This is a genomic window from Allobosea sp. LjRoot9, assembly GCF_964252745.1.
Lineage (GTDB): Bacteria > Pseudomonadota > Alphaproteobacteria > Rhizobiales > Beijerinckiaceae > Allobosea.
On record NZ_CAXUPC020000015.1, the window covers coordinates 38,110 to 64,153 of the forward strand.

Sequence of the window (26,044 nt, forward strand, 5' to 3'; positions counted from 1 at the left end):
AGGATGCGATGAGCTATCTCAAGATCGACCATGTCGACAAACGCTTCCAGCGCGGCACCGCCACGACCGAGGTGCTCAAGGACATCAACCTCGTCATCGAAAAGGGCGAATATGTCTCCGTGATCGGCCATTCCGGCTGCGGTAAGTCGACCCTGCTCAACATCATCGCGGGTTTGACCCCGGTGAGCGCCGGCGCGGTGCTGCTGGAGGGCAAGGAGGTCAATTCGCCGGGGCCCGAGCGCGCCGTGGTCTTCCAGAACCATTCGCTGCTGCCCTGGCTCACCGTCTACGACAATGTTGCGCTCGCCGTGAACAAGGTCTTCGGCCGCCAGAAGAGCAAGGCCGAGCGGCATGACTGGATCATGCACAATCTCGACCTCGTCCAGATGGGGCATGCCAGGGACAAGCGCCCGGCCGAGATCTCGGGCGGCATGAAGCAGCGCGTCGGCATTGCCCGCGGGCTGGCGATGGAACCCAAGATCCTGCTGCTCGACGAACCCTTCGGCGCGCTCGACGCGCTGACCCGCGCCCATCTGCAGGATTCGATCATGCAGATCCATGCCGCGCTCGGAAACACCATGATCATGATCACCCATGACGTCGACGAGGCCGTGCTGCTCTCCGACCGGATCGTGATGATGACCAACGGCCCCTCGGCGCGCATCGGCGAGGTGCTCGACGTTCGGCTCGAGCGTCCGCGCAAGCGGCTCGATCTGGTCGCCGACCGCACCTACATCGCCGCCCGCGAGGCGGTCCTGAAATTCCTCTACGAGCGCCACCGCTTCGTCGAGGCGGCGTGAGCAGGGACGGTCATCCCGCACGCGCTGCGGCACGAAGTGCTGCTGCGCAGATGCGGGATCGCGAGACGCGTATGGCGCCAATAACGGCGCCTCATTCTGAGGACGGTCCCGGATCGCCGCTTCGCGTCGTCCGGGATGACCGAGAACCAACATGAGCGACGATTTCAGCCCGGACCAGAAGCGCTATCTCGAAGGCTTCATGAGCGGCATGCAGTCCGCCCGCGCGGCGCGTGGCCTCGGCCCGCTCGGCGGGGCTGCGGGCGCTGCTGCTGCTGCGCCTTCCGGTCCCGACAAGGAGCATCAGGAGGCGCAGGCGCGCATCGTCGCCGGCGGCGGCAAACTCGTTGACCAGGAGAAGTGGAAGGCGGCCGAGCATCCCTTCGATGCCTATGCCCGTTTCAAGGCGCAGGCCGAGGCCGGCACCTATCCCAAGCCTGAGGACAATTTCCGCTGGCGCTATCACGGCCTGTTCTACGTGGCCCCGGCGCAGAACAGCTATATGTGCCGCCTGCGCATTCCCAACGGCATCCTGAAGGCCTGGCAGTTCGAAGGCGTCGCCGATCTCGCGGAAAAGCTCTGCGGCCCCTATGCCCATGTCACCACCCGCGCCAATCTGCAGGTCCGCGAGATCAGCGCCGAGAATGCGCCGCTGCTGCTCGAAGGGCTCGCCGATCTCGGCCTCACCGCCAAGGGCTCGGGCGCCGACAATATCCGCAACGTCACCGGCTCGGCCACGGCCGGCATCGACCCGCTCGAACTGCTCGATACGCGGCCCCATGCCCGCGCCTGGCACCACCACATCCTGAACGACCGCTCGCTTTATGGCCTGCCGCGCAAGTTCAACGTCGCCTTTGACGGCGCGGGTTCGATCGCGACGCTGGAGGACACCAACGATATCGGCTTCCAGGCGATAGAGCTGGGCGAGGGCGCCGCTTTCGAAGGCCAGCCCATCGAGCCCGGAATCTGGTATCGCCTGGCGCTGGGCGGCATCACCGGCCATCACGACCTCGCCCGCGACACCGGCGTCATCGTCGCGCCATCTGACGCCGTCGCGGTCGCCGACGCGATCGTACGCGTCTTCATTGCCAATGGCGACCGTACCAACCGCAACAAGTCGCGCTTGAAATATGTGCTCGATGCCTGGGGCTTCGAGAAATTCCTCGCTGCGGTCGAGGACAAGCTCGGGCGCAAGCTGGTCCGGGTCGATGCGAGCCTGGTGAAGCCGCGCCCGGTTTACGACCGCCTGGCCCATATCGGCGTGCACAAGCAGGTCCAGGCCGGCTTGAACTGGATCGGTGTCGCGCTGCCGGTCGGCAAGCTCACCGTGGCGCAGATGCGCGTCATCGCTTCGATCGCCAAGAGTTGCGGCGATGGCGATATCCGCCTGACCGTCTGGCAGAACCTGCTGATCTCCGGCGTGCCGGATGCGAAGGTCGAGGATGTTGTTGCCAATCTCCAGGCGATCGGCCTTTCCGCCGAAACCTCGATCCTGCGCGCGGGGCTGATCGCCTGTACGGGCGCGACGGGCTGCAAATTTGCCGCCGCCCACACCAAGGAGGATGCGCTCGCCATTGCCGCCCATTGCGAGCCGCGCATCACGCTGGAGACGCCGGTCAACATCCATCTGACAGGCTGCCACCACTCCTGCGCCCAGCATTATATCGGCGATATCGGGCTGATCGGCGCCAAGGTGCCGGTCAATGAGGAAGGCGACACCGTGCCCGGCTACGATCTGCTCGTGGGCGGCGGCTATGGCGTCGATGGCGGCATGGCGCGGCCCTTCCGCGAGAAGGTCAGGGCCGAGGATGCTCCGGCGCTGGTCGAGGCGGTCCTGCGCACCTGGCAGATTCATCGCGCCGCGCCCGACGAAAGCTTCGTCGCCTTCGCCCGCCGCCATGAGATCGAGGCGTTGCAGGCCTTGGTCGCGAGCACCGGAGACGCGGCATGACCGTGCAGAGCCCGTCCCCCATCGTCCAGGTCCTGCCCGAGACCGCGCCGTTCTCCGAGGAGCAGCGCTCCTGGTTGAACGGCTTTTTCGCCGGCCTGCTTTCGCTCGACAATGCCGGCGTTACCGCGCTCTCGCCTGCAGAGAATGCCGCCGTGATGGGCGAGGCCGATGACGGCGCGCCCTGGCATGATCCGGCAATGGAGATGGCGGAGCGCATGACGCTCGCCGAGGGCAAGCCTTTGCCGCGCAAGCTCTTCGCCGCCATGGCGCAGCAGGATTGCGGCCAGTGCGGCTATGTCTGCGAGACTTACTCCGCCGCGATCGCCTCCGGGCAGGAGCCGCGCCTGAACCTCTGCGCGCCCGGCGGCAAGGACACGCTGCGCATGTTGAAGACGCTGGTGGAGGAGGGTGGCGCCGCTCCCGCCGCGCCGATGGCGGAAGCCGCTTCGCCCGCGCCCGCGGGCCCGATCGGCCGTTCGCGCGAAAACCCGGCCCTGGCGACCTTCCTCTCGCGCCGCAAGCTCAATGGCGAGGGCTCGGAGAAGGAGACCTGGCATGTCGAGTTCGATCTCTCGGAATGCGGGCTCGACTACATCGTCGGCGACGCCTTCGGCATCGTCGCCCAGAACGATCCACGCTTGGCCGACGCGGTCATCGCGCTGCTCGGCGCGCGGCCGGACGCGCCCGTCAACGGCAAGACGCTGCGTGAGGCGCTCGTCAGCGATTGCGCACTCGGCCCGGCGCCCGATGCGCTGTTCCAATTGATCTCCTATGTCACGGGCGGCGAAACCCGCGCCAAGGCCAAGCGCCTCGCGGCGGGCGAGGATCCCGATGGCGATCTCGACCGGCTCGACGTGCTCGGCGCCTTGCACAAATTCGGCCAGGCAAAGCTCTCGGCTGAGGCCTTCGTCGAGGCGCTCGACCCGTTACAGCCGCGGCTCTATTCGATCTCGTCCTCGCATGTCGCGACGCCCGGCCGCATCACGCTGACGGTCGATACAGTGCGCTATAAGGTCGGCACGCGCCCGCGCTGGGGCGTGGCCTCGACCTATCTCGCCGAGCGCGTCCAGCCCGGCAACAAGGTGCCGGTCTATGTCCAGCGGGCGCATGGCTTCGGCCTGCCGGAGAATCCCGCGACGCCCGTCATCATGTGCGGCCCCGGCACCGGCATCGCCCCGTTCCGCGCCTTCCTGCATGACCGCAGAGCGACGAAGGCGCCGGGCCGGAATTGGCTCTTCTTCGGCCATCAGCGCCGGGCCTCGGATTTCTTCTACGAGGACGAATTGAACGCGATGAAGCAGGAGGGCGTCCTCACCGGCCTCACCTTGGCCTGGTCGCGCGACGGCAAGGAGAAGATCTACGTCCAGGACCGCATGCGCGAGCGCGGTGCCGAGCTCTTCGCCTGGCTGGAGCAGGGCGCGCATTTCTATGTCTGCGGCGACGCCAAGCGCATGGCCAAGGACGTCGAGCGCGCCATGGTCGATGTCGTCGCCGAGCATGGCGGCCGCTCGGCGGACGAGGCCGTGGCCTATGTCGCCGCGCTGAAGAAGGCCGGGCGCTATCAGGCCGATGTTTATTGAGGGCAAGAGCAGGATGCGAAAAAGTGGGCACCGGTTTTTCGCATTGATCCTGCTCTGACTCTTAGAGCATTTTCGAGCGAAGTGGACACCGGTTCGCGTGAAGAAAATGCGATAAAACAAGGAGCTGGAGCATTTCCGCGATTCGGAGAAACGCGGAAATACTCTAGATGAGAGGCGGATTCAGAATTCAGCTGGGATCACTTTGTGATTCCAGCTGAATTCTGAATCCGCCTCTCGCGTTTTCGAGCGAAGTGGATCCCGATTCGCGTGAAGAAAACGCGGTCAAGCCGTGATCTAGATCAATTGAGCGATGCGTTTTCCCGGTACAAACAGCGTTCCAGCATTCAAGCGGGGCCAATAAGCAGGCCGCAAGCGAAGTTGTGATATTATTACGATTAAGGCATCGTTCGCGCTTGGCCAGAGAGTAATTGCCCTGGCGTCGGCCGGCCGAAATCTCCGATTCGTTACGGAAACCGGAAGGTGCTCCTGACGATTCAAAATGGAACGGACAGGCTCTGCTTATGTTACGATAGCCGATGACCGCTCAATCAGGGGTCTATCTATCTTTGACCGCCAATTTTAGCATTGTTCTAAAGTGGTGTTGTCGTGATTGATTCGAGACCGAGTATCTGCGGCGCAGATGCCGCGAAGCGCGTCGACACTGGATCGGGGGGTCCAATGCTGGCATTCTTCAACGAAGACGAGAGCTTCGGTGAAACCTTGCGTTTCATCGAGGAGCGGATTCCGCTTGGCATTTTCTCGATGGCGCTGCCGTCGCGCAAGGTGCGCTGGTCGCCTGGCATGTTCCGGCTGCTGGGGCTCGATCCGGCAACGCACCAGCCGTCCGAAGAGATGTTCCACGCGCTGATTCACCCGGCCGATCTCGGCCCGCGGGCCGAGATCGAGCTGAGCTTGCGCAACGCCATGCCGCTCCACCGCGATATCCGGATCCTCAACCCGAAAGGGCAATTGCGCTGGGTGAGGGTCAATGCCGAGTTTCTGCTCGACGACCGCGGCAGGCCGCATCGTCTGGTCGGATCTTTCCTCGACGTATCCGCCGAATACGAGGCACGGCAGTTGATCAAGGCTAGCCAGCGACGCTTCGATGCGATGGCTGCGGCCTGCACCCCGGTCTGGTGGAGCGCCGGGCCGGATGGGCGGATCGAATGGCTCGAGGGCTGGCAGGAACTGACGGGGCAGGATCCCGACCACAGCCGCGATTGGGGTTGGATCGCGATGCTCCATCCCGACGATACCGAGCGCGTCGTCGCCGAGCGCAACATGGCGCTTGCAGCTGGCCGGGTCTGCGAGATCGAGATGCGGGTCCGCCTGCGCGACGGCAGCTATCGCTGGGTGCGCGCGCGCAGCGTCCCGGTCCGTGACGATGCCGGCGAGATCACCGAATGGGTCGGCGGCTGCGTCGACATCCATGCCAGCAAGGAGTGGCCTGCGCCAAGCTGCGCGACAGGGGGGCTCAGCGGTGCCCAGATTCGCGGCGGGCGCGGCATCGTCAACTGGTCGGTGAAGCAGCTCTCGGAAGCGACGGGCGTAGCCGTCTCGACCATCCGCAGGATCGAGGAATTCGACGGCTTCGTCGGCTCGCATGCGAGCGCGGTTGAAAAAATCCATCACGCTCTCGTGCGCGCGGGCGCAGATTTTGTCACGCCGCCAAATGGTAAGCCGGCGGTGCGCCCGGCCTGAGGCCGGCATATGGCCAGCGCGATCGCGCCCGACCGCATGGCGAGCAAATTTCGCGCTTAGCGTGTATTTCTGAGCAAAGATTAGACACAAAAATTGTTCAAATTGGTCCTGAATGGAATGAGCGGGCTGCAAAGATGGTAAATTGCTCATCAATATCCTGTGCCTAGCTTGGTCTCGTAGGCTGTTGTCGTTTCAACAAAGCAGCCACTCGGGGGACTGACATGGTGACGAAATCCTTGGAGAAGCACCCTGGCGCAACGGAGGCGCGGTCGCATGGTGACGAGGCCGGCATTGCCGCCTGGCTGTCGGCAAATGCGACTGTGGCGCGCAACGAGCTGCACGGGCTGGCGATGCTGTCTCAGGCGCAATGCGAAACGGCGGACTATGTCGCCGAACTGGCGCAGTCCCTGGCGAGCCTGACCCGCAAAAGCGGCCTGCGCTCGCTCGCGGATGTCCTGAACATCGTCGCTCATGAGGCCGGAGTGATGGCCAGGACGGGCTTTACGATCCTCGATGAGGTGCGCGAGGAGCAGCAGCGTTCACAGGTGGTTTAGCAAAGGCTCGCGAGCCGGGGGCGGGCGTTGCGCTCAATGGGCATAGCGGAGCTCAAACCCGGAAAAGCGGGCTCGGTGTCGGGTGGGCTCCACTGGCTCCGGCCGCGCCATCGGCTCGGCTCTATCGACGGCAGCAACCGCGAGCCACGGACTGGAGCGCGGCCGTACAAATCCCTGCTGGTCCTGCGGGCGGATCTGCGCCCGCTTGGTCGCTCCCGGCATTGGCGTGGCCACCGCCGGCTGATCCGCCAGCGGGAACGCCGTTAGCCTGTTGATTTGATTGGAGCCACGGCCGTCATTCCGGGGCTACGCCCTCGGGTCCGACCTTTGGTCGGCCCAAGGATAAACTCCGCGTAGAGCCCGGAACCCAGAACCGACAGAGCTGGGAAGCGGGCTCCGCCATCAGCCACGCTCATATCGTTGCCATCTGCGGTTCTGGGTTCCGGGCTCGACCCTGCGGGCCGCCCCGGAATGACGGCGTGTTTCCCAGCAAAGACGGCAAGCCTTAGGGCGGCCCGGAAACCTCAATATCGCTTGGTTGAGAGCACGTCGAAGGTCTTGCCGATCGTCGCCAGGGCCTTGTCGTAATCGGCCAGCGACAGGCAGGCGATCAGCGCGTCGATGATGGCGAGCTGGGCGATGCGGCTGGTCATCGCCTCCGTGCGGAACTGGGTTTCGCGCGCCATGGTGTGCAGCACGATATCGGCATAGGCCAGCAGTGGCGACTTGCCGAAATTGGTGATGCAGATCGTCGTCGCGCCGGCCTCCTTGGCGAGCTTGGTTGCCGTCACGGTCTCATGCGTGCTGCCGGAATGGGAGATGGTGATGACAGCCACATCCGGCCCGGTCAGCGAGGCGCTGATCGCCTGGACATGGGAATCGACCACCACCTTGGCCTCGACGCCGATGCGCAGCAGGCGGTAATTCGCGTCCTCTGCGATCGGGGCGGCGCTGCCGATGCCGTAGAGCTCGACGCGGCGCGCTTTCAGGATCGCGGCGACGGCCCGTTCCATCGCGCCGGTGTCGAGCGCCTTCATGGTGTCGTGCAGCGCCTGGAGATCGCTGCGGAAGATCTTTTCGATCACCGTGCCGGTGTCGTCGCTGCGGGCGAGATCCTCATGGATGAACTGGACCGGCTGCACCAGATCGCGCGCCAGCGCGATCTTGACCTGCTGGAAGCCGCGCGCGCCGAGCTGCTGGCACAGCGAGATGACGCTGCCTTCGCTGGCGCCTGTGCGCTCGGCCACTTCCGTGACCGACATGTGCACCACCTCACCGGCATGGGCGATGAAGAAATCGGCGATGCGGGCGGCGGTCGGCGGCAGGTTGGCGCGCAGCGCCTGCAGGCGATCGAGCGCGCCCTCCAGACCGGAGGATGACGGGCTCTTGCGGATCTCCGCGGGCTTGCGAATCTCTGCAGATTTGGAGGCGGGCTTCGCGGTCGTCATGCGCTCAAGGCCAATAGGCCGATGCTTTCATGCTGGGGCGGGGCGCTTCCCGGGAGCGGAAACACCCCGTCGCGAATCTCGAAATAGCGCAGGCCGAAGCGCCGCGCACCCTCGCCGTCGGTCGCCGGATTGTCGCCGACCATCATGACGGCGCGCTTGGGCAGTTTGAGCAGGGCAAGCCCGGCCTCGAACAAGGCGGGCTCGGGCTTGCCGATGACGCGGTGCGGCACCGGGCCGGTGCAGGCGATGAGAGCGGCCAGCAGCGCGCCCGTCTCCGGCACGATTGCACCATTGGGGCCGGGATGGACGAGGTCGGGATTGGCGGCGACGAGCTCGGCGCCGTCGCGCACCGCATTGGCCGCGATCGTCAGGCGCTCATAGGAGAACTGCCGGTCGCGGCCGAGGAAGACGATGTCGGGTCGTGTCTGCACCGGCACGAGCCCCTGGTCGCGCGCATGGGCCATCAGGCTCTTGCTCGCCATCATATAGATGCGGGCGCGGGGCAGGCGGCGGGCGATCTCGTCGAGCGCAGTGGTTCCCGCGAGGATGATCCGGCGCTGAGCGACCGCCAGGCCAAGCCGCTTCAGGCCGCGCGATAGCTCCAGCGGCGTATGCTCGGCGTCGTTGGAGGCGATGACGAAACGGCCCTCCAGCGCCTCGAGAAAGGCGCTCGCGCCCGGCAGGGCCTGCTGGCCGCGCACCAGGGTTCCGTCGAGATCGACGAGATAACCGTGAACATCCCGAAGCGAGCCCATCGCGCGAATCTCAAAATCTGCCGGCCGGATACTTGAATCCATGAACTGAGATAAGCTCAGTGTCAAATCTGATATTTACTGAGCTAAGTTCATCGTCCTGTCATGAAGCGCTGCCACCACATTGCCATCGCAGCAAGGGCCCAGGGCAGCAAAGCCTAGAGCGGAAGCCAGGCGGTGAATGCGATGTCCGTGGCAGCCCAGGCAGGGGGAAGACATGCTCGAATTCCTGACCGGCCGCGTGCTGCGGATGGCGATCACGCTCTGGGCGATCGTCTCTGTCGTCTTCCTCGCCACCCGCCTGACCGGCAACCCGATCGACTTCCTGATGCCGGAAGGGCTCGACGCTGCTTCGCGGCGCGAGATGATCGCCTATTGGGGGCTCGATCGCACGGTCGTCGAGCAATACTGGCTGTTCTGGCGCTCGCTGCTTTCGGGCGATTTCGGCCTCGGCCTGATGGAGCGGCGGCCGGTCGCGACGATCTTCACCGAGCGACTCTGGCAGAGCGCCTCGCTCCTGGTCGCAACGCTGGCGCTGACGATCGGCGTCGGCGTGCCCGCCGGCATTTTGGCTGCGATCTGGCGCGGCCGGCCGGGCGGAAGCGGCGTGCTCTTCGCGGCCTTCCTCGGTTACGCCATCCCGAATTTCGTGCTCGCCATCCTGCTGCTGCTGATCTTCTCCTACACGCTGCACTGGCTGCCCAGCGCCGGCTCCGGCACGCTGCTGCATTACGTCATGCCGACGATCGCGCTGTCGGCCTATTTCGTTGCGGCGCTGGTGCGCTACACCCGCAACGCCATGCTCGATGTCCTCTCCGAGGACTATATGCGCACCGCCCGCGCCAAGGGCCTGTCCGAGCGCGCGATCATCCTCGAGCACGGCCTGCGCAATGCGCTGATCCCGGTCATCACCGTGCTCGGCCTGCAGATCACCACGCTGGTCTCGGGCGCGGTGGTGGTCGAGACCGTCTTCGCCTGGAACGGGGTCGGCGATCTCCTGGTCGGCGCGACGATCAAGCGCGACTACCCGGTGCTGCAATTCGGCGTCCTCGTCGTCGCGAGCGCGGTGATCCTCGTCAATCTCGTGGTCGATCTCACCTATGCGCTGGTCGATCCGCGCGTGCGCCTGGCTGGAGCCTGAGCGATCATGACCGATATCCTCGATGCCAATGCCCTCGACGCCAAGATCGCATTTCCGCCGCGGCCCAAGCCGCGCGGGCGCTTCGCCTGGCCGGCGGGCGTCAGCCTTCTCGTCGCAGGTGCTGCCCTGCTCGCGCTCATCCTCGTCCTGCTCGCGCTGTTTGCGCCGGCGCTCGCACCCTTCGAGCCCGACCAGCAGAAGCTGCTCGCCCGGCTGCGCCCGCCGATCGGCTTCGAGCGCGCCAATCCGGCGCATTGGTTCGGCACCGACCAGCTCGGTCGCGACCTGCTCTCGCGCTGCCTCCATGGCCTCAGGCTGACGCTGGCGCTTGCCTTGTTCGGCACGCTGATCGGGCTGGCGCTCGGGGTTTCGCTCGGGCTCGTCGCCGGCCTGTTCGGCGGCTGGGCCGATGCGCTGATCATGGGCTTCGTCGACATCATGCTGTCGCTGCCCTTCACGCTCGTCGCGCTCCTCGTCATCGCGCTGGCCGGGACCGATGTCGCGGTGCTGATCTGCGTGCTCGGCATCGCCTATTGGGCGCATTTCGCCCGGCTGGTGCGCGCCCAGGTGCTTGGCCTCAGGGAATTGCCCTTCGTCGAGGCGGCGCGGGCGGCGGGCGCGACGCGCTGGCACATCGCCACCGTGCACATGATCCCCAACATCGTCTCGCCCATCGTGGTGATGGCGAGCCTGAACTTCTCCAACCTGATCCTGCTCGAATCCGCGCTCTCCTTCCTGGGCCTGGGCGTGCAGCCGCCGACAGCGACGCTCGGTTCCATGGTCGGGCAGGGGCGCGACTACATGGCGTCCGCGTCCTGGATCGTGGCGGTGCCGGCGCTGCTGATCGTGCTCGTCAGCCTAGCCGCCATGCTGCTCGGCGATTTCCTGCGCGACCATCTCGACGTGCGCCTGCGCGAACGCTGACGGCCGCCTGCCTTTCACACCCGCCTGCCACGCCTCTTCCTCTCCCGCTCGTCTCGAAAGGGCTGAAACCATGCTCAAGACCTTGATGAAGACCGCGCTCGCCGCAGCGCTCGCCACCACAGCGCTCACCGGGCTTGCCGCCGCACAGGAGCTCAAGGTCGGCGTGCAGAACATGGCGCCCTGGCTCGATCCCGGCCGCGATTTCTCCAATGTCGGCTCGCAATTCTACTTCAACGCCTTCGATCCGCTGATCGGCAAGGACGCGGCCCGCGCCGAGAGCGTCTGGCAGCCCGGCATCGCCACGAGCTGGAAGCAGGTTTCGCCGACGCAGATCGAATTGAAGATCCGCCAGGGCGTGACCTTCCACAATGGCGACCCGATGACGGTGGAGGACGTGGTCTTCTCCTTCGACCGCATCATCAACTCGACCTTCCCGCCCTATACCGTGCGCAAGCGCGACACGCTGCCCAACATGGCCAAGGTCGAGGCGGTCGACGCCGAGACGGTGCGGATCACCGCCACCAAGCCCGAGCCGCTGTTCGAGACCCTGCTCAACGTGCAGCAAGGCATGATCGTGCCGAAGAGATACGTCATGGCCCTGACGGGCGATGCCAATGTCGCCGAGCCCAGTGATTTCGAGGCCTTTGCGCTCAAGCCCGTCGGCACCGGCCCCTACAAGATCACCGAATTCGTCCCCAACCAGAAGCTGGTCTATGAGCGCTATGACGGCTTCTGGGGCGAGAAGGCGCCGTTCCAGAAGGTCACGGTCCAGCGCATTCCGGAGCTCTCGGGCCGCCTGACCGCGCTGAAGAACGCCGAGGTCGACCTCATCACCAATATCCCGCCCGACCAGCTCGATCCGATCGCGTCTGATGCCAAGCTCAAGGTCGAGGGCATGCAGACGCCGCTCTTCCACGTCGTCATCTTCAACACCCAGAACCCGAAGATGGCCAATCCGAAGCTGCGCCAGGCGCTGTCCTACGCCATCGACCGCAAGACGCTGAACGAGGCGCTCTGGTTCGGCAAGGCGAAGGTGCCGAGCTCGCATACATTCGCGCAGTTCGGCCCGCTCTACATGCCGGAGCTCGACACCTTCGAATATGATCCCGCCAAGGCCAAGGCCCTGCTGAAGGAGGCGGGCTATGACGGTTTCCCGATCCGCTTCGACACCCAGGCCGCCTATTACACCAATGGCCTGCTGGCCGCGCAGGCGATCCAGGAGATGTGGGGCGCTGTGGGCGTCAAGACCCAGCTCAACGTCACCGAGCAATGGACCGGCTCCGAGCCCTCGATGATGGCGCGCAACTGGTCGAACCCGATGTATTTCCCCGATCCCGCCGGCTCCTTCGGCATCATGTGGGCGCCGACCGGCAACTCCGCCTCGGAAGGCCGCTTCAAGGCCGACGAGGCCTACATCGCGCTGTGGGAGAAGTTCCGCTACTCGACTGATCTGGCAGAGCGCAAGCAGGCCTATGCCGGGCTGATGCAGATGATCAAGAACGACCCGCCGGTGCTGCCGCTCTACCAGCCCTATGAATCCTACGGCATGAAGCGCTCGCTCGCCTGGCGGCCGCTGCCCGGGCACATCCCCTATGTGCTCGATTTCCGCGCCGGCCGCGTGACGCTGGCGGCCCGCTGAGCCGATCCGGGAGGGGCCGGCCTGCGCCGGCTCCTCCTCCTCTTCTTCTCAACCCATCGCAATCGTGAGCCTTGTCATGGCCAAAGCCCTTCGCCTCGCCTTCGTCGCCGATATCCATCACGGCGAGAACAGCTTCACCAAGATGGGCGCCCACGCCCTGCCATTGCTGGCGGAGTTCCGCCGCTTCGTCGCGCAGGCCAGGCCCGACGCCGTGATCGATCTTGGCGACCGCATCTCCGATTGCGACCATGCGACCGATCTGCGGCTGGAGCAGGAGGTCGCCGAGGCCTTCTCGGCCATTGCCGCGCCGCGCTTCCATCTCTGCGGCAATCATGACCGCGACCATCTCAGCGTCGCCGAGAACGAGGCGATCCTGGGCCAGAAGCTGGGACATCGCATCATCGATCTCGGCGATTGGCGGCTTGTGCTCTGGGCCGCGGATTCGAAGATCCACCGCCCCGGCGGCTTCGTGCTGCAGGAGGCCGATCTGCTCTGGCTCGCCGCGACCGTGAACGCCGCCGACCGCCCGCTCGCGATCATGAGCCATGTCCCGATCTCGGGTCATGGCCAGACCGGGAACTATTATTTCGAGCGCAATCCCGAATTCTCGACCTATCCCGGCGCGGAGCGGGCGCGCGCCGTGCTGCGGCAGGCTAATGTCCCGGTCGTCTGCCTCTCCGGCCATGTCCATTGGAACACGCTGACGACGGTCGACGGCATTCCGCATCTGACGCTGCAATCGCTGACCGAGAGCTTCACCACCTTGCCGGAGCCGGCCGGCTCCTGGGGCCTGCTCGAACTGGACGAGACGATCACCTGGACCGTCCATGGCAAGGACCCGTTCTCGGCGCGGGTCGAGGCGGGGGAGACCCTGCGCCGCTGGATGACGCCGCTGCAGCCTTTCCACGAGCATCCCGAACTGCGCCTGCGCCATCTGGCGCTGGCGGCGGAATAGGCTGCGTTCAGGCGGCCGATATCTGCTCCAGGGCCCGCTCGATCAGCCTGAGCGAGGCCTCCGTCGTCTTGTAGGCGGCGTGCGGCGTCAAAGTGAGGCTGTCCATCCGCAGATAGGGGTGTGATGGCGGCAGCGGTTCCTGCTCGAAGACATCGAGCCCCGCATGCGCCAGCCGGCCGCTGTCGAGCGCGGCGATCAGCGCCGCCTCTAGGGCGGTTCTACGACTGGTATAATAAGTACAAATGCGTTACAGTTTGTAAGATAACGACGTTTTGGATCAGTCGACAATGTTACGCATGTCGGAAACCAAAGCCGCTTTCCAGAGAGCCAATTTTGCAGGCGTGCGTAAACTCGCTGCTATCTTCATCTTGGCGCAGGCCTCGCTTGGTCTTGAGGCCAGAAGCGAGGCTCTGGCAGAAGTAAAGCAGCCTCCAAATCCCATCGTTCAATGCTGTGCTTTCGCCGACTTGTTATTCTGCAAGAGCTTCCTCGCTTGCAATCCACTGTCCCAACTCATTGAGAGTCGAAAGAAATTCGCCCATAGGTTTTCTGAGCGGGCGGTTTTGATCTACGATCAATCCTTCCTGCTCAACCGGGACAATCTGCATTCCAATTGGATGCCGGCTACGTCCATGCCGGCAGCGGTCGCTCGTAGCGTTGGGCTGACAAAGCCATCGACGACCCGCGCCGGACTGATCAGCGACAATGAGGCGGAGCCAGAGTTCCCGATCATTCGTCAAGGCCAGGCAGTCTGGAGTGCTGATCTTAGCGGCGAAACACAATTGGTGCGAGTCACTATCCAAATCGATACGACTGATCTGCGTGTCGACCTGGCATTCAAGGTCGATTCAACTTCGAAAATCCTGGCGATCGAATTGGTTGCTTCGGCCCCCAAGATGGAGGGGCGCCTGGCGCTGACCGAGATGCCGCGCGCTCGGCGCTCGGGCGCCACGGAAGGCGAGCCGCTTCTAGGCCGCATAGCCATGACAACCGCCGGGGCAGACAGGGTGGAGCTGTCCCCTGACCCTATCGATTTAGCCAATAATCAGCGCCGCATTGTGTCCGCGCCTTGGCTTGATTTTCGGCTGGTCGATCGGAACAACAAGGCTGTTGTTCTAACCGTTGAAAAGGGGAAGGCGTCTACAGAAATGCTGGCTGCGCTGCTAAAGAATTTTACGGGTAAATAGTATTTTACTTATCTGCGGCCCAAAATCTGTAGTTTTAATTCACATTATGAGATCAAAGATCTCGTCTTCTCTCAGCTTAATGCGGCATTGATTCTTGAGGCTCATTTGGCCTCGAGGCGTGCCTTCTGGTAGCCATGCAGCCACGTACCGCGAATGCCATAGGAAAGCAGCGGTTGCATGGATACTTCCGCGTTGGAATAAATGATCTTGTTGCTAAGATTATCGAGGTAGAAATTCTGATCCGTATCAGCCCTCATCACCAGGATCGCATGATCCTGATGCAGCTTGATATGCTTGCCGATCAAAAGATAGAGGTCTGAACTGTCAACGCCAGAGGCTTTCAGCATCCACATTTTGACAATGGCAATATCCTCGCAGTCGCCGCGGCCTTTGTTCAGGGTCTCTGCCAATGTGGCCCAGTGGTCGAGCTCGCCATAGTTTTCAATATCCGTCATATATTGGATCGTTTCGTTGACGAAACGGTTGATGAGGCGGGCTTTGGCATTGCGATCCAGCCCGCGCGCCTCGCGGACAACCTCTCGAGCCCGTTGCAGGCGCGGATTGGAGCAGCCTTGACGCAGCGTTTCACAGGGAGCCTTCAGGAGGTTGTCCCCTTGCTCCGCCAGGATTTGCTTCCATTTCCCGGCGTGGATCGAGTTCGAGACCGAGATCGCCACCGATCCGAATACCTGCTTGGGAATGCCGTCCGAGCTAACCGGAGGCTGCTGCTGAAGCATTCCCGGCAGATTTTGAAGGAAAGGCAGAAATGGCTGATACAAGACGTTGGCGAACTGAATGCCACTGCTCTTCTGCCACTTGGGAGCCAGAAGCGGTGCATCGACAAGGTTGTTGCTGGAGCCTGTTGTCTCAGGGGCGCTCCAGGGTGTGGACAATGGCTGCATCGCATTGGCCTGCAACATGAAGCGCGTCAGGACTTTTCCCGGTTCCGTTGTTCCGTTCTCAGCGAGCAGGGCAGGCTTTTCCGAAAGATCAGCCGGGTCGATGCTGGCGCGCGTCGGCTGGCTTTGCATCGCAAAGACGACGCCGACCAATGTCAGCGCGGCCCGGATACCTTGTCGCCAGTTCGACTGCATGATTGCCTCCCCTTGCAGACGCATTGGGAGGCCGCTCTCGTCGCTAGCGGGCTGCGGAAATACCTAAAATTTGAGAGATCGGGCTTCTGAAGTTCACCAAGGCAAAGGGAATCTATTTGAATCGATCTAATTTGAGATAAGATCGCTCACGTAGCGGAAACCATATCGACCATGAGACTTCTCTCGTATCTCAACAGCTGGCTTACGGAGCCGACCACAGGCACCGGGCTTGGCGAAATCCAGCGCGGCGAGGCAGTGCCGAGACTGGCGAAGTTGGTGGTCCTTTTCGTTGGCTTGCTCATGCTGTTGCTGGGGCTCTGGGCCGGCCTGACCCAGCTCGAAGAGGTCACTCGCGGCTCCGGCCGGGTCATTCCGTCTAGCCGCGTACAAGTGATTCAAACGCCTGAGGCCGGCGTCGTCCGCGAAATCCCTGTCAGGCTTGGCCAGCGCATCCACCGTGGTGATCTGCTGATGCGCCTCGAGGATACGCCGAATGCCACACGCGCCAACGAAGTCGAGGCACAGGCGCGCGCGCTCAGCGCCCAGATTGCGCGTCTGGAGATCGAGGCATCAGGTCAGGATACACCTTATCAATGTCCGCCTCGCGTAGCTGAGACCGCAATCGCCGTCTGTGAGAACGAGGAGCGCCTGTTGGCGCTGCGCAAGGAAAACCTGAATACGCGGCTTGAAGTCTTTCGCCAGCGCGTCCAGCAGCGCCGCCAGGAGATCGCCGAAACCGTCGCCAACATGAACCGCTATGCCGAGGGCTTGAAGCTGTCCGAGCGCGAGATGCGGCTAGTCGGTCCGTTGGTGAGCCGCAATCTGGTTTCACAAATGGAATCACTGCGCGTGGAGCGGCAGCTTGTCGAATTCCGCGGCCAGGTTGCCACGGGAACCGAAACGCTCGTCAGGCTCAAATCGAACTTGTTGGAAGCAGAGCTGCAAGTCGATGAGCAAGTCATCCAGTCCCGGCGCGAAGCGGCCGGCGAGCTGACGACTCGCAAATCCGAATTCTCCGTGATCGATCAGACTTTGCGCGGCGCAGAGCAGCGTGTCGCGCGAACCGATATCCGGGCGCCGGTCGAGGGGATCATCAACGCCCTTCCGATCACGACGGTGGGGGCGTTCCTGAATGCCGGCGAGAAGGTGGTCGAAATCGTTCCGCTGGAGGACAAGCTGCTGGTCGAAGCGCGCATTCGTCCGTCCGATATCGCCTTCATAACTCTCAACCAGCGCGCCATAGTCAAGGTGACGGCTTACGACTTCTTTCAGTATGGCGGGCTGTCCGGCACAGTCGAGCACGTTTCGGCAGACAGCCTCTATGACAGCAATGCCAAGGAGAATTTCTACGCTGTCATCGTCAGGACTGATGAAGCCGCACTGAAGCGGGGCGGGGTCGAGTTTCCCATCATTCCGGGCATGATCACCGATGTCGACATCATCACCGGGCACAAGTCGATTCTGACCTATCTTCTGAAGCCGATCAACCGCGCCTGGCGCGAGGCTTTGCGTGAGCGCTGAGGCTTTACCGAGCGAAAACGGACTGACGACCGGCAGAGCGCTTGCCCGCCGAACGCGCATCCTGTCATTCGGGGGCAGGCGACACATCTTTGCTCTTGAGGAGCCGTTCTGGACCAGCCTTGAACAGATGGCCGCCCGGCAGTCGGTCAAGCTGAGTCAGCTGATCAGCATGGTGCTCGCCGACCATGCGGGAGAGAACCAGACCTCCCTCCTTCGCGCTGCCGTCGTCAGATGGCTCCTCGATGAATGCGACAGACACTATGCCATCCTGTTGTCGTCGATCCGTGGGATCCTGTCCGCCATTCCAGCACCTGCCGTCGCGATGACGGATAAGCAGCAGGTTATCGCGCAAAACCTGCCTTTCGCTCGTCTTCTCGATGGGCGCCTGCAAAGTGAAGGCGATACGAACCCGGAGCTGACGCTCAGGCTGAATGTGCCCCCGGCTCGGCTGATCGCGCTGCTGACGGTCGACCCGCATCGCGCGATCGGCGTTCCCTTCACGCTTCGCTCCTCCGCTCGGAAGATCAGCGGCATCATGAACACGTCGGTCATCGACCCCACGGGAGAAAAACCGGTATTCATGTGCGTTGTGCGCAGCGTCGAGGGCGTAAACTAGAGCGTTTTCGAGCGAAGTGGGTACCGGTTCGCGTGAAGAAAGCGCGTCAAAGCAAAGAGCTGGAGCGGTTGAACGATCCAATTGGATCGGAAATTGCTCCAGAGCGTTTTCGAGCGAAGTGGGTACCGGTTCGCGTGAAGAAAACGCTCTAAAATACAGCCACGATGACATGAGCCTGAATTTTGGCAGCAACCTCGCCGCTGCCATGTCTGTCAGCGATTGCGGATGTGGCGTAGTCGGTTGCGGCGTCCAGTTGCCCAGCGTCTCTGGCCTCGATTTCGTTGCGAAGGGGCGTTCCCTGGCAATAGGCAATGGCTGGAAGTCGCGGCGAGGATGCGCGGCTCTGCTCGGCCCTCGTCTCGATCGCCACATGGGAGAAACCTGCGGCCTCTAGTTCGCTGCGGATCAGGGCTGTGTCGTGGTAGCCATGCGGCGTGCGCGCCAGAAAACGCGGCGGATCGTTCGGAAAAAGCCTTGCGAGAGCATGCGTCACTTCATCGGCAAATACGTTCTCCTCGATGCGATCCCAGACGTTGAACAGGAAATGTCCGCCGGGCTTCAGGACGCGCCTGGCTTGCCGGTAGGCAGATATGCGGTCGGGAAAGAACATTGCGCCGAACTGACAACACACGAGGTCGAAGGCCGCATTTTCAAATGGCAGCGCCAAAGCATCCGCCTGGCGCCATGTGATGCGGCTGTCGGGAGCTTGCCGCGAGGCGGCGTAGTCGAGCATCGGCTGGTTCAGGTCGGTGACAACATAGCTTGCGCTGGGGGACAGTTTTGGCGCCAATGCGCGGGTGACGGCCCCGGTGCCCGCGGCGATTTCCAATACGGCGCTTGGCGACAAGGACGCTGCTCGTCGCGCAAGATCTGCGGCGAACGGCTCGAAAATCAACGGCACCATATAGCGGTCGTAGTTTTCCGGAAGCGAGCCGGCGAATACCTTGTCCGTTTCCAACATTGCCATCCCCCGCCGTCGGTTTGAAGGCTCGCGAGACCAGCATATGCAAGACCAGCATATGATTATGTGCGTTGGGCGGCTTTCGAGCGGAAGGCGCCCAACAGCATATGGGGTTATGTCGGCTATCGCTCAGCGACAGCCGACATAGGTCGGACTATCGAAATCCACCGTAACAGCCGTGGCGGGGTGATAATAGCGCCCAGGCGGATGATTCAAGCTCCCAAACGGGCAAGCTCTCAAACGGGTGTCTCATCATAAGCCACGCGCCCACCGATCTTGAGCGGCTGGTCATCAAGCCATAACGGCCTCTAGAGCATTTCCGCGTTTCTCTGAATCACGGAAATGCTCTACCTCCTTGTTTTAACGCATTTTCTTCACGCGAACCGGTGTCCACTTCGCTCGAAAATGCTCCAGCTTGGGTCGATTGAGGCATGGTTGGGCGTCATGAGGCCGCGCCGACTGCTTGGATTTTTGCGCAAGGGCGCCCTGCGACGCAGATCAGCCCGCCGCCGCGGCCGTCGTACTGGCAAGTCGCTGCAGCACAGCGTCCCGCGGGCCGTCTGCGACCACCTGGCCGCCTTCAATGACCACGATCCTGTCAACCAGCGACAGCACGGCGTTGCGATGCGTGGTCACCACGAGCGTGGTTTCAGGGGTCAGCGACGCGCGCAGCCTTGCCACAAAGAGCCGCTCGGTCGCCATGTCCATCGAGCTGGTGGGATCGTCGAGGAACAGGACCTTGCCGCGACGCAAGAAAGCCCGTGCCAGCGCCACCATATGACGTTGACCACTTGAGAGGAGCCCGCCGCGTTCACCCACCGGCAGTGCATAGCCCTGGGGATGGCGCGCCGCGAACTCGTCGACCCCCGCGAGTTTGGCAGCCGCTACCAGCTCGGCATCGGAGCTCTCAGGGCTGGCGAGCAATAGATTTTCTCGCAGGGTGCCATGAAACAGATCGGCCTCCTGGCCGATGAAGTTAATCCGACGACGAATGACGTGTGGGTGATATTGCCGGATATCCACGCCATCGATCAGGATATCGCCGGCGGCGACGTCATAGAGGCGGATCAGCAAACGCCCGAGAGTCGTCTTGCCCACACCGACCCGACCCAGGATTGCGACCCGCTCGCCGGGCTTGATCGTCAGGTTGAAGCCTTCGAGGATGGCCTGCCCAGCCGCCTCGTAGCGGAAGCCGACACGGCGGAATTCGATATGGCCCATCTCGATATCGCGAGCGACAAGAAGCCGCTCGTCGACCCGTTCGTCGGGCAGGTTCATGACGCCGTCGAGCGAATCCAGCGCGGAGAAGGCCTGGCGCACGCGGGTGAGGCTGATGGCGAGCTGGCCGGCGGGGCCAACGGCACGCCCTGCCAGCATGGAACAGGCAATGATGCCACCGACGGTGATCATGGACAGGTCGAAGAGATAGGCTCCGATCATGATGATGCTGACAGTCGTCAGGAACTGCATCGCATAGGCAATGGTCGCGGCGTAGGCCGATAGCGCCTTGATGCGCTCGGATGAGAACGAGGCCTCACGCGAGATCATGTCCCATTTTCGCAGCAGGGCGCCTTCGGCGCCCAGGCTCTTGATGGTCTCGAGCCCTGAAAGCATCTCCACCATGAGAGAATGCCGTTGCGCTTGGGTATAGCGTGCGCGCGCCAGTTCATTGCCCATCAACTTCTGGATCACAAGCCCGACGACGATCATGATCGCAAGAACCGCCACGGGTACAAAGGCCAGAGGCCAGGCGATCCAGGCAATGACGGCAACGAATATGATCGCAAAAAAGATATCGATCAGGAAGACAATGGTGTTGGAGGCAAAGAAATCCCGGATGAATTCATACTCATTCAATCGCTGCGTCATGGCGCCGGTCGTGGCCGCGCGCGACGAGAAGCGTGTATTGAGTACGCGCTCCATCATGCTGCTTGAGATGCTTAAATCGATGCGGCGTGTGACGTAGTCGATCAGGTTTGTTCGGACGACCCGCAAAACAAAATCGAACATAAGTCCGATTACCACGCCGGCAGACAGCACCCATAATGTTGTGAAGGCCTTGTTGGGAAGGACCCGATCATAGACATTCATCGTGAAAAGCGGCGTGCTCAATGCGAGTAGATTGACGATGACCGTCGCTAAAAGGATGTAGCCATGCGTTCGCCAGAAGCGGGCAAGGTTGCCCCAAAACCAGTGCGGAGGCTGGTTTTCCGCGCCTTTCAGCCCAAGCCTTTGCCCGCTCGGTCTCAGCGAGGCCAGGGTTTCCTGAAGCGACAGATCGAGCAGGGTTTTGACGACGCAAGAGCTTTTGCGCTCCGGCAGATAGATGTCGATCTCTCCGCCATCCCGCATCTGCTCTATCAGGAGCGGGCTGCCATCCAGTCGCCATGCGATCGCTGGTGCATCTGCCGCGATGAGCTCGTTGATCGGCTGCTTGATCCAGGTCACGCCGATCTCGATCTTCGCGGCGGCGCGCACCATCAGGTCCTGCGTGAAACCTGCCGGATCGAGCGGGAGGCCTGCCATGAGGATGGCGTGCGAGTTCGGTCGCTCGAATAAAACGGCAGCCCTCTGCAAGCATAGGAACAGAAGGTCGTCAGATAACGGCGAGGCGCCAGAAGGATTGAGAGCGTCCTCTACGGCCGTTTCAAGAGATGACAAGGTCGCTTTCAATCAGATCTCGCTGCAAGCTCACTGGAGAGCCCCCTGGGGCAGCCAGGGCCGGGCACCGGCCGGAGGGGGAGAACGTTGCGGAAGCCGAGACGCGGACTCTGTTGGCGGCACACCTGCGTCATCGCGCGCATAGGTCGTCGCATGCGCGGAGGGAGCCAGCCCCAGAGATTTAACCAGTTGTCCCGTTGACGCCAGGATCCGATACTCGGCGAACAGCGCCGATGTCTTTGCCGTCTCCAGCAGAACCTCGGCATTGTACCGGGTGTTCTGCGCATCGAGAAGGTCCAGAAGCGAGCGGCGGCCAACCGCGAACTGCTCATTGTAGCCGGATACCACACGGTTGCCGGCGGAAAGCTGACGGTCCAAAGCCGCCGAAAGTTCCAGCTGGCGCGACCTGCGATCGAAGGAGAGTTTGACCGCTTCACGAACTTCGCGAAGAACCTGGTCGCGGGCAAACTGGGCTTCGGAGACGCGTTTGGTTTGCTCCTGGATATTGGCCTCGTCGATCCCGCCATTATAGAGGTTCCAACGCATCACGGCGCGGCCCTGTGCGTCGTTGGTGCGCCCCGCGACGCCATCGACGTCCCGCCCGACGCGACCGCGGGCTTCGAGGAAGACCTCAGGCGCCAATTTTGCGCGAGCGGCACGGACGAGGGCGCTGGCGGCATCGATCTCTGCATTTGAGATGCTCAAGCGCGGATTGTTTCGGACCGCGAGGCCAAGTGCCACATCAATTGATTTCGGCAGTTTGGACGCAAGCGAGCCGGGCGTGGAGGGGCGCGACAGGTTTATGCCCACCAGGCGAGTAAACCTGATCTGGGCCGCGCTGAGCTCTTGCTTGGCTTCGATCAATCGTGCCCGCGCTCCCAGGACGCGCTCTTCGCCTTGCCGCAGATCAGCATCGGTCAATGATCCGCTCGATACGTTCGTGCGGATGCGCGAGAGCGTATCGCTCAGGAACGAGACGTTCTTCTCTGCGATGCCGACAAGGCGGCGTTGCAGGATTCCTTCCATGTATTCACGGGTTACCTCGAGCGCGAGGAACTCGGAGCGCTCCCAAACCCGCGTAGCTGCACCATCGACGCGCGAGGCCTGCCGCTCGACTTCGGCCGCCCGGCCGCCGCCGTCAAAAATTTTCCAGGTCGCCGTAACTCCGGCTTCGACTGGCGAATAATTGGTCTGGGATGATACCCCCGACGTGACGGGCCGTTCCAGATCTCGCCGCCCGGCCGAGGTCTCAAGGTCGACCCGCGGCATGTATAAGCCGCGCGCCTGACGCAGCTCGAAGGAGATCGCCTCCTTGTTCTCGATGGCCTGGCTGATCTGCGGATTGGTTTTGATCGTCAATGAAACGGCTTCGCGCAGAGACTGCGCCGGCGCTTCAAACGAGAAAGCCACCAGCGCCGAACAGGCCAGGAATAGCCTGCATCTCGCTTGTCCAGGCTTACGAACTGAATTCAACATATCCCCCGACCTATTTTTGCGCCGCACAAAGTTGCCCTTGGCTTATTTGGCGATAGTCACACGAGAATTGGTCTGAAATTTATAATTTTTCTAATTAAAATAAAATTACAGGCAAAATTTTTCACTCAGAATCTATTCATTCTGGCGTAATTGCATTCGCAATCACTGAGCCTTTCGACATTGACCTCTCCTCCAGAGAGATATCCGGACGCGATTCCGCATGTAATTCGGGCCAGATCGGCCCATTTGATTTTTACTGAGCGGCTATATTGAGTGCTATCGCTTTCGTATACGGCGAGCGACGTCTCATAAAGCTCGTTAGTTTGAATGCTCATCGCTTCCAGCGTCGGCAATGTAGCGATCGCCGACTGGCGACCTGCCGGACAAAAACGTAATACGCTGCGCGTGGCCGGAGCATCTTTGGCAGGCCGATGAGAAGCGATATCCGCGGCCGTTGCTGCTCCTGACGCAAGAAGCGCCGAGAGAACCACGACTAAACTCCCGAATCTTACCATAAGAAACCCGCCTATCGGCCATGCAAAACGATCATAAAAGTTGCACGAAGATTGTCACAATTCAAGCGAGTGCCCCAGCGGCAACCACGTCCAATCTCCATCCAGCGGAGAATTGACGCAGACCGTGACCGAATTGTCGCTATCGAAAGCGTGGTTCAACGCAACCGACAGCAACGGCTCTGACAAGATCCCATCTTCGGGCGGCGCCAGCCCCATGGCTGCCAATGTGACGTCACCGGCTGGATCGACGAGCAGCTCGGCCAAGGCTGGAGGAGGCATATCCAAGCCTTGCATATCCAAGCCTTGCATATCCAAGCCTTGGCTTCGCGCGGTTTCCATCACGACCGCAAGCGGCAACGGGTCCTCGACAATGTCGGCGATGGAGAAGACTGCCGAAATGACCTGCGGCGTTGCGTCATCAGCCGACATTAGGTTGCATCCTGACTGTTTTCACCGTGCTTCAGAGCGCGATATCCACCTGGTCCTTAGGTCACCGTAACATGAGGCTGGTTTTCGTCGAAGATGATTGCAACCTGACCCGCGCTGGGTGCCGCGGAAAACGTTGCGACTGTGACGAAGGCATTGCCCGCACCAATGCCGTCAGCGTCGACCTGAAGCTGATTGCCGACAACGTTGATCGTGGCGTCGGCCTGCGCTGCGTCCGTCGGCTTGTTGGCGCCAAGCGAGTTGAAGAGGCTCGAGAGATCGACCTTGTCGCCTTCGGCCAGATTGTAGTCGGTTATCAGATCCGGCAGCGCTGCAGTCAGTTTCGATGGGTCGATGATGAAGACATCGGCGGCTGCGCCACCGGTGAGGGTGTTGAAGCCGATACCTCCCGAAAGCGTGTCCGTTCCGCCGCCACCCGACAGAACGTCATTCCCCGCTCCGCCTATGATGACGTCAGCGCCGGACGAGCCCGTCAGCAGATCATCAAAAGCAGATCCGATGACGCCTTCTATGTTGCGATAGCTATCGGTTCCAAGCCCGGGAGCCGATGCGGCGGTCGCGCTGGAGCTCTGGACGATCGTGAAATTGACGGCCGAACTTGCATCGCTGAAGTCGATCAGGTCGATCCCGTTGCCGCCATCGATGATATCGTTGCCGGCTCCGCCGCGGAGGGTGTCGTTGCCATCGCCGCCGTTGAGAACGTCATTGCCGGCGCGGCCGATGATGATGTCATGACCTCCGCCACCCGACAGATTGTCATTCCCGGAGGTGCCATAGATCTGGTCGGCGAGCGTGGCGTCGCCGTTGACCAGGATGCCGGGGTCGCCGGGGTCGTTGTAGAAGAACTCGAAACTTGCCAGGCGAGCCTGAAAATTCCCGCCATTGTTGTCAAAGTAATTCAGCGTCCAGCTATCGCCAGCGGCTGGAGGGTTCGCCGCAAGGAAAGCAGCGAGGGTCATGCCCGTGGCCACGCCCGCTCCATCCAGCAGGAAGATATTGGAGTAGCTGACGGTGGCTTCCATCAAGTGGCTGGTCGTGTTGTAGAACCAGCTTTGCTCGAAAGTTCCGGCGGTCGTATCGTCCTCGACGATGGCAAACCTGTTCGCGCCAATCCTGAGTTCGACCTGAACCTCTCTCTCGCGCGCGCTGCCGGCGCTCGAGTTGTCGGCAAAGGTGGTCGGGTTCTGTTCGCCTGCAGGGATCGGCGTCACGATGGGGTTCTGCTGGAAATCGGTCGCGATCTTGATCGTCGCCCCGGAAAGGTTGGCCGAGATGCCATCCACGAAAGCCTGTGTCAGGACGAGCGCGGATTGCTGGTCGTTGCCCGAGGTCAGGGGCGAGCTCCCGTCCCCGATCTGGCTTGATGCCGCGGGCAGGCGGTTCGGCGCGACTTCGTGAATGGTGACGGAGTAGTTGACCGGCGCGGTTCCGTCCGTCGCCGAGAGCTGCAACACGGTCGTGGGCGTGTCGGTCAGGCCCACGGTCGGGCGATAGACGAGATCGTCGAGCAGGTTGATGTTGGCGCTGGGATTATAAAGCACCGTATTGGCCGCCAGGGCGACATAGCTGGCGCCGTTCCAGTAGAACACCCCGGTCGGCGCGTTCGTCGCGGTGACGATGACGTTCTCGACATCGACATCTGTCGGGATGCTCGCGAGCAGGGGATATCCGTTTGTGTAACCGGGCGTTTGCTGAGACGGGTCGCTCGACATCCAAACCTGGGTGCTCGCGGCGACCGGCGCGTCGTTCTTTCCGTTGATCGTAATCGTCAACGTCGATGGAGATGTGTCGCCGTCTCCATCCGCCATCACATAGGAGAACACCTCGGTTCGGGTTTCGCCGTCATCGAGCGTTTGAACGGCGTAGCTCGCATTGTTGAGGGTATAGCTGTAGGAGCCGTCGGCATTCAAAGTCAGCGAGCCATAAGTGCCGACCAGCGCATTTCCAACCGAGCCCGCGGTTGCGCCGAATGAGACCGCGACCACCGACGCTCCATCAGCGCCTTTGGGGTCCGCAACGCCATCCGTTGCGTTGACGTCGGTTCCTCCCAGGCCCGTCAGCACATTGCCGTCGGCGACAAGCGGCCCGTCTTCGGTGACGCTGTCCGTGTCGGGGCGGGCGGTT

At 62.3% G+C, this 26,044-nt stretch carries 22 protein-coding genes; 12 read left to right on the top strand and 10 right to left on the bottom strand.

Translation table 11 applies throughout. The annotated features are described in order from the left end of the window. Positions 1-8 precede the first annotated feature (8 nt). The 5 genes from ACSQ3P_RS31410 (at position 9) to ACSQ3P_RS31430 (ending at position 6,583) form a co-directional block, all read left to right on the top strand. Complete coding sequence (locus ACSQ3P_RS31410; RefSeq protein ID WP_436169337.1) at positions 9-800, top strand: ABC transporter ATP-binding protein; 792 nt, start codon at positions 9-11, stop codon at positions 798-800. A gap of 151 nt (positions 801-951) precedes the next feature. Further along, a complete protein-coding gene (locus ACSQ3P_RS31415; protein ID WP_436169338.1) occupies positions 952-2,748 on the top strand; it encodes a NirA family protein in 1,797 nt (598 codons plus the stop codon). Beyond that, positions 2,745-4,328 (top strand): sulfite reductase subunit alpha, encoded by a 1,584-nt coding sequence (locus tag ACSQ3P_RS31420; RefSeq protein WP_436169339.1) that lies wholly within the window; start codon positions 2,745-2,747, stop codon positions 4,326-4,328. The genes ACSQ3P_RS31415 and ACSQ3P_RS31420 overlap by 4 nt, the downstream gene beginning before the upstream one ends. Before the next feature lie 678 nt (positions 4,329-5,006). Then, positions 5,007-6,029, top strand: coding sequence for a PAS domain-containing protein (locus ACSQ3P_RS31425; RefSeq protein WP_436169340.1), 1,023 nt, complete (start codon positions 5,007-5,009; stop codon positions 6,027-6,029). A gap of 221 nt (positions 6,030-6,250) precedes the next feature. Then, positions 6,251-6,583 carry a hypothetical protein gene (locus tag ACSQ3P_RS31430; RefSeq protein ID WP_436169341.1) on the top strand — a complete coding sequence of 111 codons (333 nt, stop codon included), beginning with the start codon at positions 6,251-6,253 and terminating at the stop codon, positions 6,581-6,583. 524 nt (positions 6,584-7,107) lie between these two features. On the opposite strand, the gene ACSQ3P_RS31435 is transcribed toward ACSQ3P_RS31430, so the two are convergent. Together ACSQ3P_RS31435 and ACSQ3P_RS31440 are read right to left on the bottom strand one after the other, a co-directional pair. Continuing rightward, positions 7,108-8,031: a MurR/RpiR family transcriptional regulator gene (locus ACSQ3P_RS31435; protein WP_436169342.1), complete on the bottom strand. Its 924-nt coding sequence runs from the start codon at positions 8,029-8,031 to the stop codon at positions 7,108-7,110. Further along, a complete protein-coding gene (locus ACSQ3P_RS31440) occupies positions 8,028-8,786 on the bottom strand; it encodes an HAD-IIA family hydrolase (protein WP_436169343.1) in 759 nt (252 codons plus the stop codon). The genes ACSQ3P_RS31435 and ACSQ3P_RS31440 overlap by 4 nt, the downstream gene beginning before the upstream one ends. A gap of 214 nt (positions 8,787-9,000) precedes the next feature. Here ACSQ3P_RS31440 and ACSQ3P_RS31445 point away from each other — a divergent pair, with 214 nt between their 5' ends. From ACSQ3P_RS31445 to ACSQ3P_RS31460, 4 genes are all read left to right on the top strand, one after another. Next, the gene (locus tag ACSQ3P_RS31445) at positions 9,001-9,924 is read left to right on the top strand and encodes an ABC transporter permease (protein WP_436169344.1); all 924 of its coding nucleotides are present in this window, start codon (positions 9,001-9,003) and stop codon (positions 9,922-9,924) included. Positions 9,925-9,930: 6 nt separating this feature from the next. Then, positions 9,931-10,848, top strand: a complete 918-nt coding sequence (locus ACSQ3P_RS31450) for an ABC transporter permease (RefSeq protein WP_436169345.1) — start codon at positions 9,931-9,933, stop codon at positions 10,846-10,848. 70 nt (positions 10,849-10,918) lie between these two features. Further along, positions 10,919-12,487 (top strand): ABC transporter substrate-binding protein, encoded by a 1,569-nt coding sequence (locus tag ACSQ3P_RS31455; RefSeq protein ID WP_436169346.1) that lies wholly within the window; start codon positions 10,919-10,921, stop codon positions 12,485-12,487. A 76-nt stretch (positions 12,488-12,563) separates the two neighbouring features. After that, the gene (locus tag ACSQ3P_RS31460; RefSeq protein WP_436169347.1) at positions 12,564-13,442 is read left to right on the top strand and encodes a metallophosphoesterase family protein; all 879 of its coding nucleotides are present in this window, start codon (positions 12,564-12,566) and stop codon (positions 13,440-13,442) included. A 7-nt stretch (positions 13,443-13,449) separates the two neighbouring features. Here ACSQ3P_RS31460 and ACSQ3P_RS31465 read toward each other — a convergent pair whose 3' ends face one another. Beyond that, a complete protein-coding gene (locus ACSQ3P_RS31465; protein ID WP_436169360.1) occupies positions 13,450-13,686 on the bottom strand; it encodes an NAD(P)-dependent oxidoreductase in 237 nt (78 codons plus the stop codon). 52 nt (positions 13,687-13,738) lie between these two features. Here ACSQ3P_RS31465 and ACSQ3P_RS31470 point away from each other — a divergent pair, with 52 nt between their 5' ends. Beyond that, positions 13,739-14,629, top strand: a complete 891-nt coding sequence (locus ACSQ3P_RS31470) for a hypothetical protein (RefSeq protein WP_436169348.1) — start codon at positions 13,739-13,741, stop codon at positions 14,627-14,629. Positions 14,630-14,730: 101 nt separating this feature from the next. Here ACSQ3P_RS31470 and ACSQ3P_RS31475 read toward each other — a convergent pair whose 3' ends face one another. Then, the gene (locus ACSQ3P_RS31475; protein ID WP_436169349.1) at positions 14,731-15,723 is read right to left on the bottom strand and encodes a transglutaminase-like cysteine peptidase; all 993 of its coding nucleotides are present in this window, start codon (positions 15,721-15,723) and stop codon (positions 14,731-14,733) included. A 171-nt stretch (positions 15,724-15,894) separates the two neighbouring features. Between ACSQ3P_RS31475 and ACSQ3P_RS31480 the strand changes: the two genes are divergently transcribed. Both ACSQ3P_RS31480 and ACSQ3P_RS31485 read left to right on the top strand, forming a co-directional pair. Beyond that, positions 15,895-17,244, top strand: a complete 1,350-nt coding sequence (locus ACSQ3P_RS31480; RefSeq protein WP_436169350.1) for an HlyD family type I secretion periplasmic adaptor subunit — start codon at positions 15,895-15,897, stop codon at positions 17,242-17,244. Beyond that, the gene (locus tag ACSQ3P_RS31485) at positions 17,234-17,860 is read left to right on the top strand and encodes a ribbon-helix-helix domain-containing protein (RefSeq protein WP_436169351.1); all 627 of its coding nucleotides are present in this window, start codon (positions 17,234-17,236) and stop codon (positions 17,858-17,860) included. Before ACSQ3P_RS31480 ends, ACSQ3P_RS31485 begins: the two co-directional genes overlap by 11 nt. A 148-nt stretch (positions 17,861-18,008) precedes the next feature. Here ACSQ3P_RS31485 and ACSQ3P_RS31490 read toward each other — a convergent pair whose 3' ends face one another. The 6 genes from ACSQ3P_RS31490 to ACSQ3P_RS31515 form a co-directional block, all read right to left on the bottom strand. Further along, positions 18,009-18,821 (bottom strand): class I SAM-dependent methyltransferase, encoded by an 813-nt coding sequence (locus tag ACSQ3P_RS31490; RefSeq protein ID WP_436169352.1) that lies wholly within the window; start codon positions 18,819-18,821, stop codon positions 18,009-18,011. 498 nt (positions 18,822-19,319) lie between these two features. After that, positions 19,320-21,494: a type I secretion system permease/ATPase gene (locus tag ACSQ3P_RS31495; RefSeq protein ID WP_436169353.1), complete on the bottom strand. Its 2,175-nt coding sequence runs from the start codon at positions 21,492-21,494 to the stop codon at positions 19,320-19,322. Between the two features lie 18 nt (positions 21,495-21,512). Then, a complete protein-coding gene (locus ACSQ3P_RS31500; protein WP_436169354.1) occupies positions 21,513-22,958 on the bottom strand; it encodes a TolC family protein in 1,446 nt (481 codons plus the stop codon). 125 nt (positions 22,959-23,083) lie between these two features. Then, complete coding sequence (locus tag ACSQ3P_RS31505) at positions 23,084-23,449, bottom strand: hypothetical protein (RefSeq protein ID WP_436169355.1); 366 nt, start codon at positions 23,447-23,449, stop codon at positions 23,084-23,086. Positions 23,450-23,527: 78 nt separating this feature from the next. Next, entirely contained in the window at positions 23,528-23,902 is a 375-nt protein-coding gene (locus ACSQ3P_RS31510) for a hypothetical protein (protein ID WP_436169356.1), read from the bottom strand. Between the two features lie 56 nt (positions 23,903-23,958). Further along, the coding region (locus tag ACSQ3P_RS31515; RefSeq protein WP_436169357.1) for a VCBS domain-containing protein at positions 23,959-26,044 on the bottom strand (2,086 nt) is incomplete at its 5' end.

Bases quoted from the DNA above. Each gene is read 5' to 3' on its own strand.
- ACSQ3P_RS31410 (WP_436169337.1), top strand. From the start codon at position 9: ATGAGCTATCTCAAGATCGACCATGTCGACAAACGCTTCCAGCGCGGC.
- ACSQ3P_RS31415 (WP_436169338.1), top strand. From the start codon at position 952: ATGAGCGACGATTTCAGCCCGGACCAGAAGCGCTATCTCGAAGGCTTC.
- ACSQ3P_RS31420 (WP_436169339.1), top strand. From the start codon at position 2,745: ATGACCGTGCAGAGCCCGTCCCCCATCGTCCAGGTCCTGCCCGAGACC.
- ACSQ3P_RS31425 (WP_436169340.1), top strand. From the start codon at position 5,007: ATGCTGGCATTCTTCAACGAAGACGAGAGCTTCGGTGAAACCTTGCGT.
- ACSQ3P_RS31430 (WP_436169341.1), top strand. From the start codon at position 6,251: ATGGTGACGAAATCCTTGGAGAAGCACCCTGGCGCAACGGAGGCGCGG.
- ACSQ3P_RS31435 (WP_436169342.1), bottom strand. From the start codon at position 8,031: ATGACGACCGCGAAGCCCGCCTCCAAATCTGCAGAGATTCGCAAGCCC.
- ACSQ3P_RS31440 (WP_436169343.1), bottom strand. From the start codon at position 8,786: ATGGGCTCGCTTCGGGATGTTCACGGTTATCTCGTCGATCTCGACGGA.
- ACSQ3P_RS31445 (WP_436169344.1), top strand. From the start codon at position 9,001: ATGCTCGAATTCCTGACCGGCCGCGTGCTGCGGATGGCGATCACGCTC.
- ACSQ3P_RS31450 (WP_436169345.1), top strand. From the start codon at position 9,931: ATGACCGATATCCTCGATGCCAATGCCCTCGACGCCAAGATCGCATTT.
- ACSQ3P_RS31455 (WP_436169346.1), top strand. From the start codon at position 10,919: ATGCTCAAGACCTTGATGAAGACCGCGCTCGCCGCAGCGCTCGCCACC.
- ACSQ3P_RS31460 (WP_436169347.1), top strand. From the start codon at position 12,564: ATGGCCAAAGCCCTTCGCCTCGCCTTCGTCGCCGATATCCATCACGGC.
- ACSQ3P_RS31470 (WP_436169348.1), top strand. From the start codon at position 13,739: ATGTCGGAAACCAAAGCCGCTTTCCAGAGAGCCAATTTTGCAGGCGTG.
- ACSQ3P_RS31475 (WP_436169349.1), bottom strand. From the start codon at position 15,723: ATGCAGTCGAACTGGCGACAAGGTATCCGGGCCGCGCTGACATTGGTC.
- ACSQ3P_RS31480 (WP_436169350.1), top strand. From the start codon at position 15,895: ATGAGACTTCTCTCGTATCTCAACAGCTGGCTTACGGAGCCGACCACA.
- ACSQ3P_RS31490 (WP_436169352.1), bottom strand. From the start codon at position 18,821: ATGTTGGAAACGGACAAGGTATTCGCCGGCTCGCTTCCGGAAAACTAC.
- ACSQ3P_RS31500 (WP_436169354.1), bottom strand. From the start codon at position 22,958: ATGTTGAATTCAGTTCGTAAGCCTGGACAAGCGAGATGCAGGCTATTC.
- ACSQ3P_RS31510 (WP_436169356.1), bottom strand. From the start codon at position 23,902: ATGTCGGCTGATGACGCAACGCCGCAGGTCATTTCGGCAGTCTTCTCC.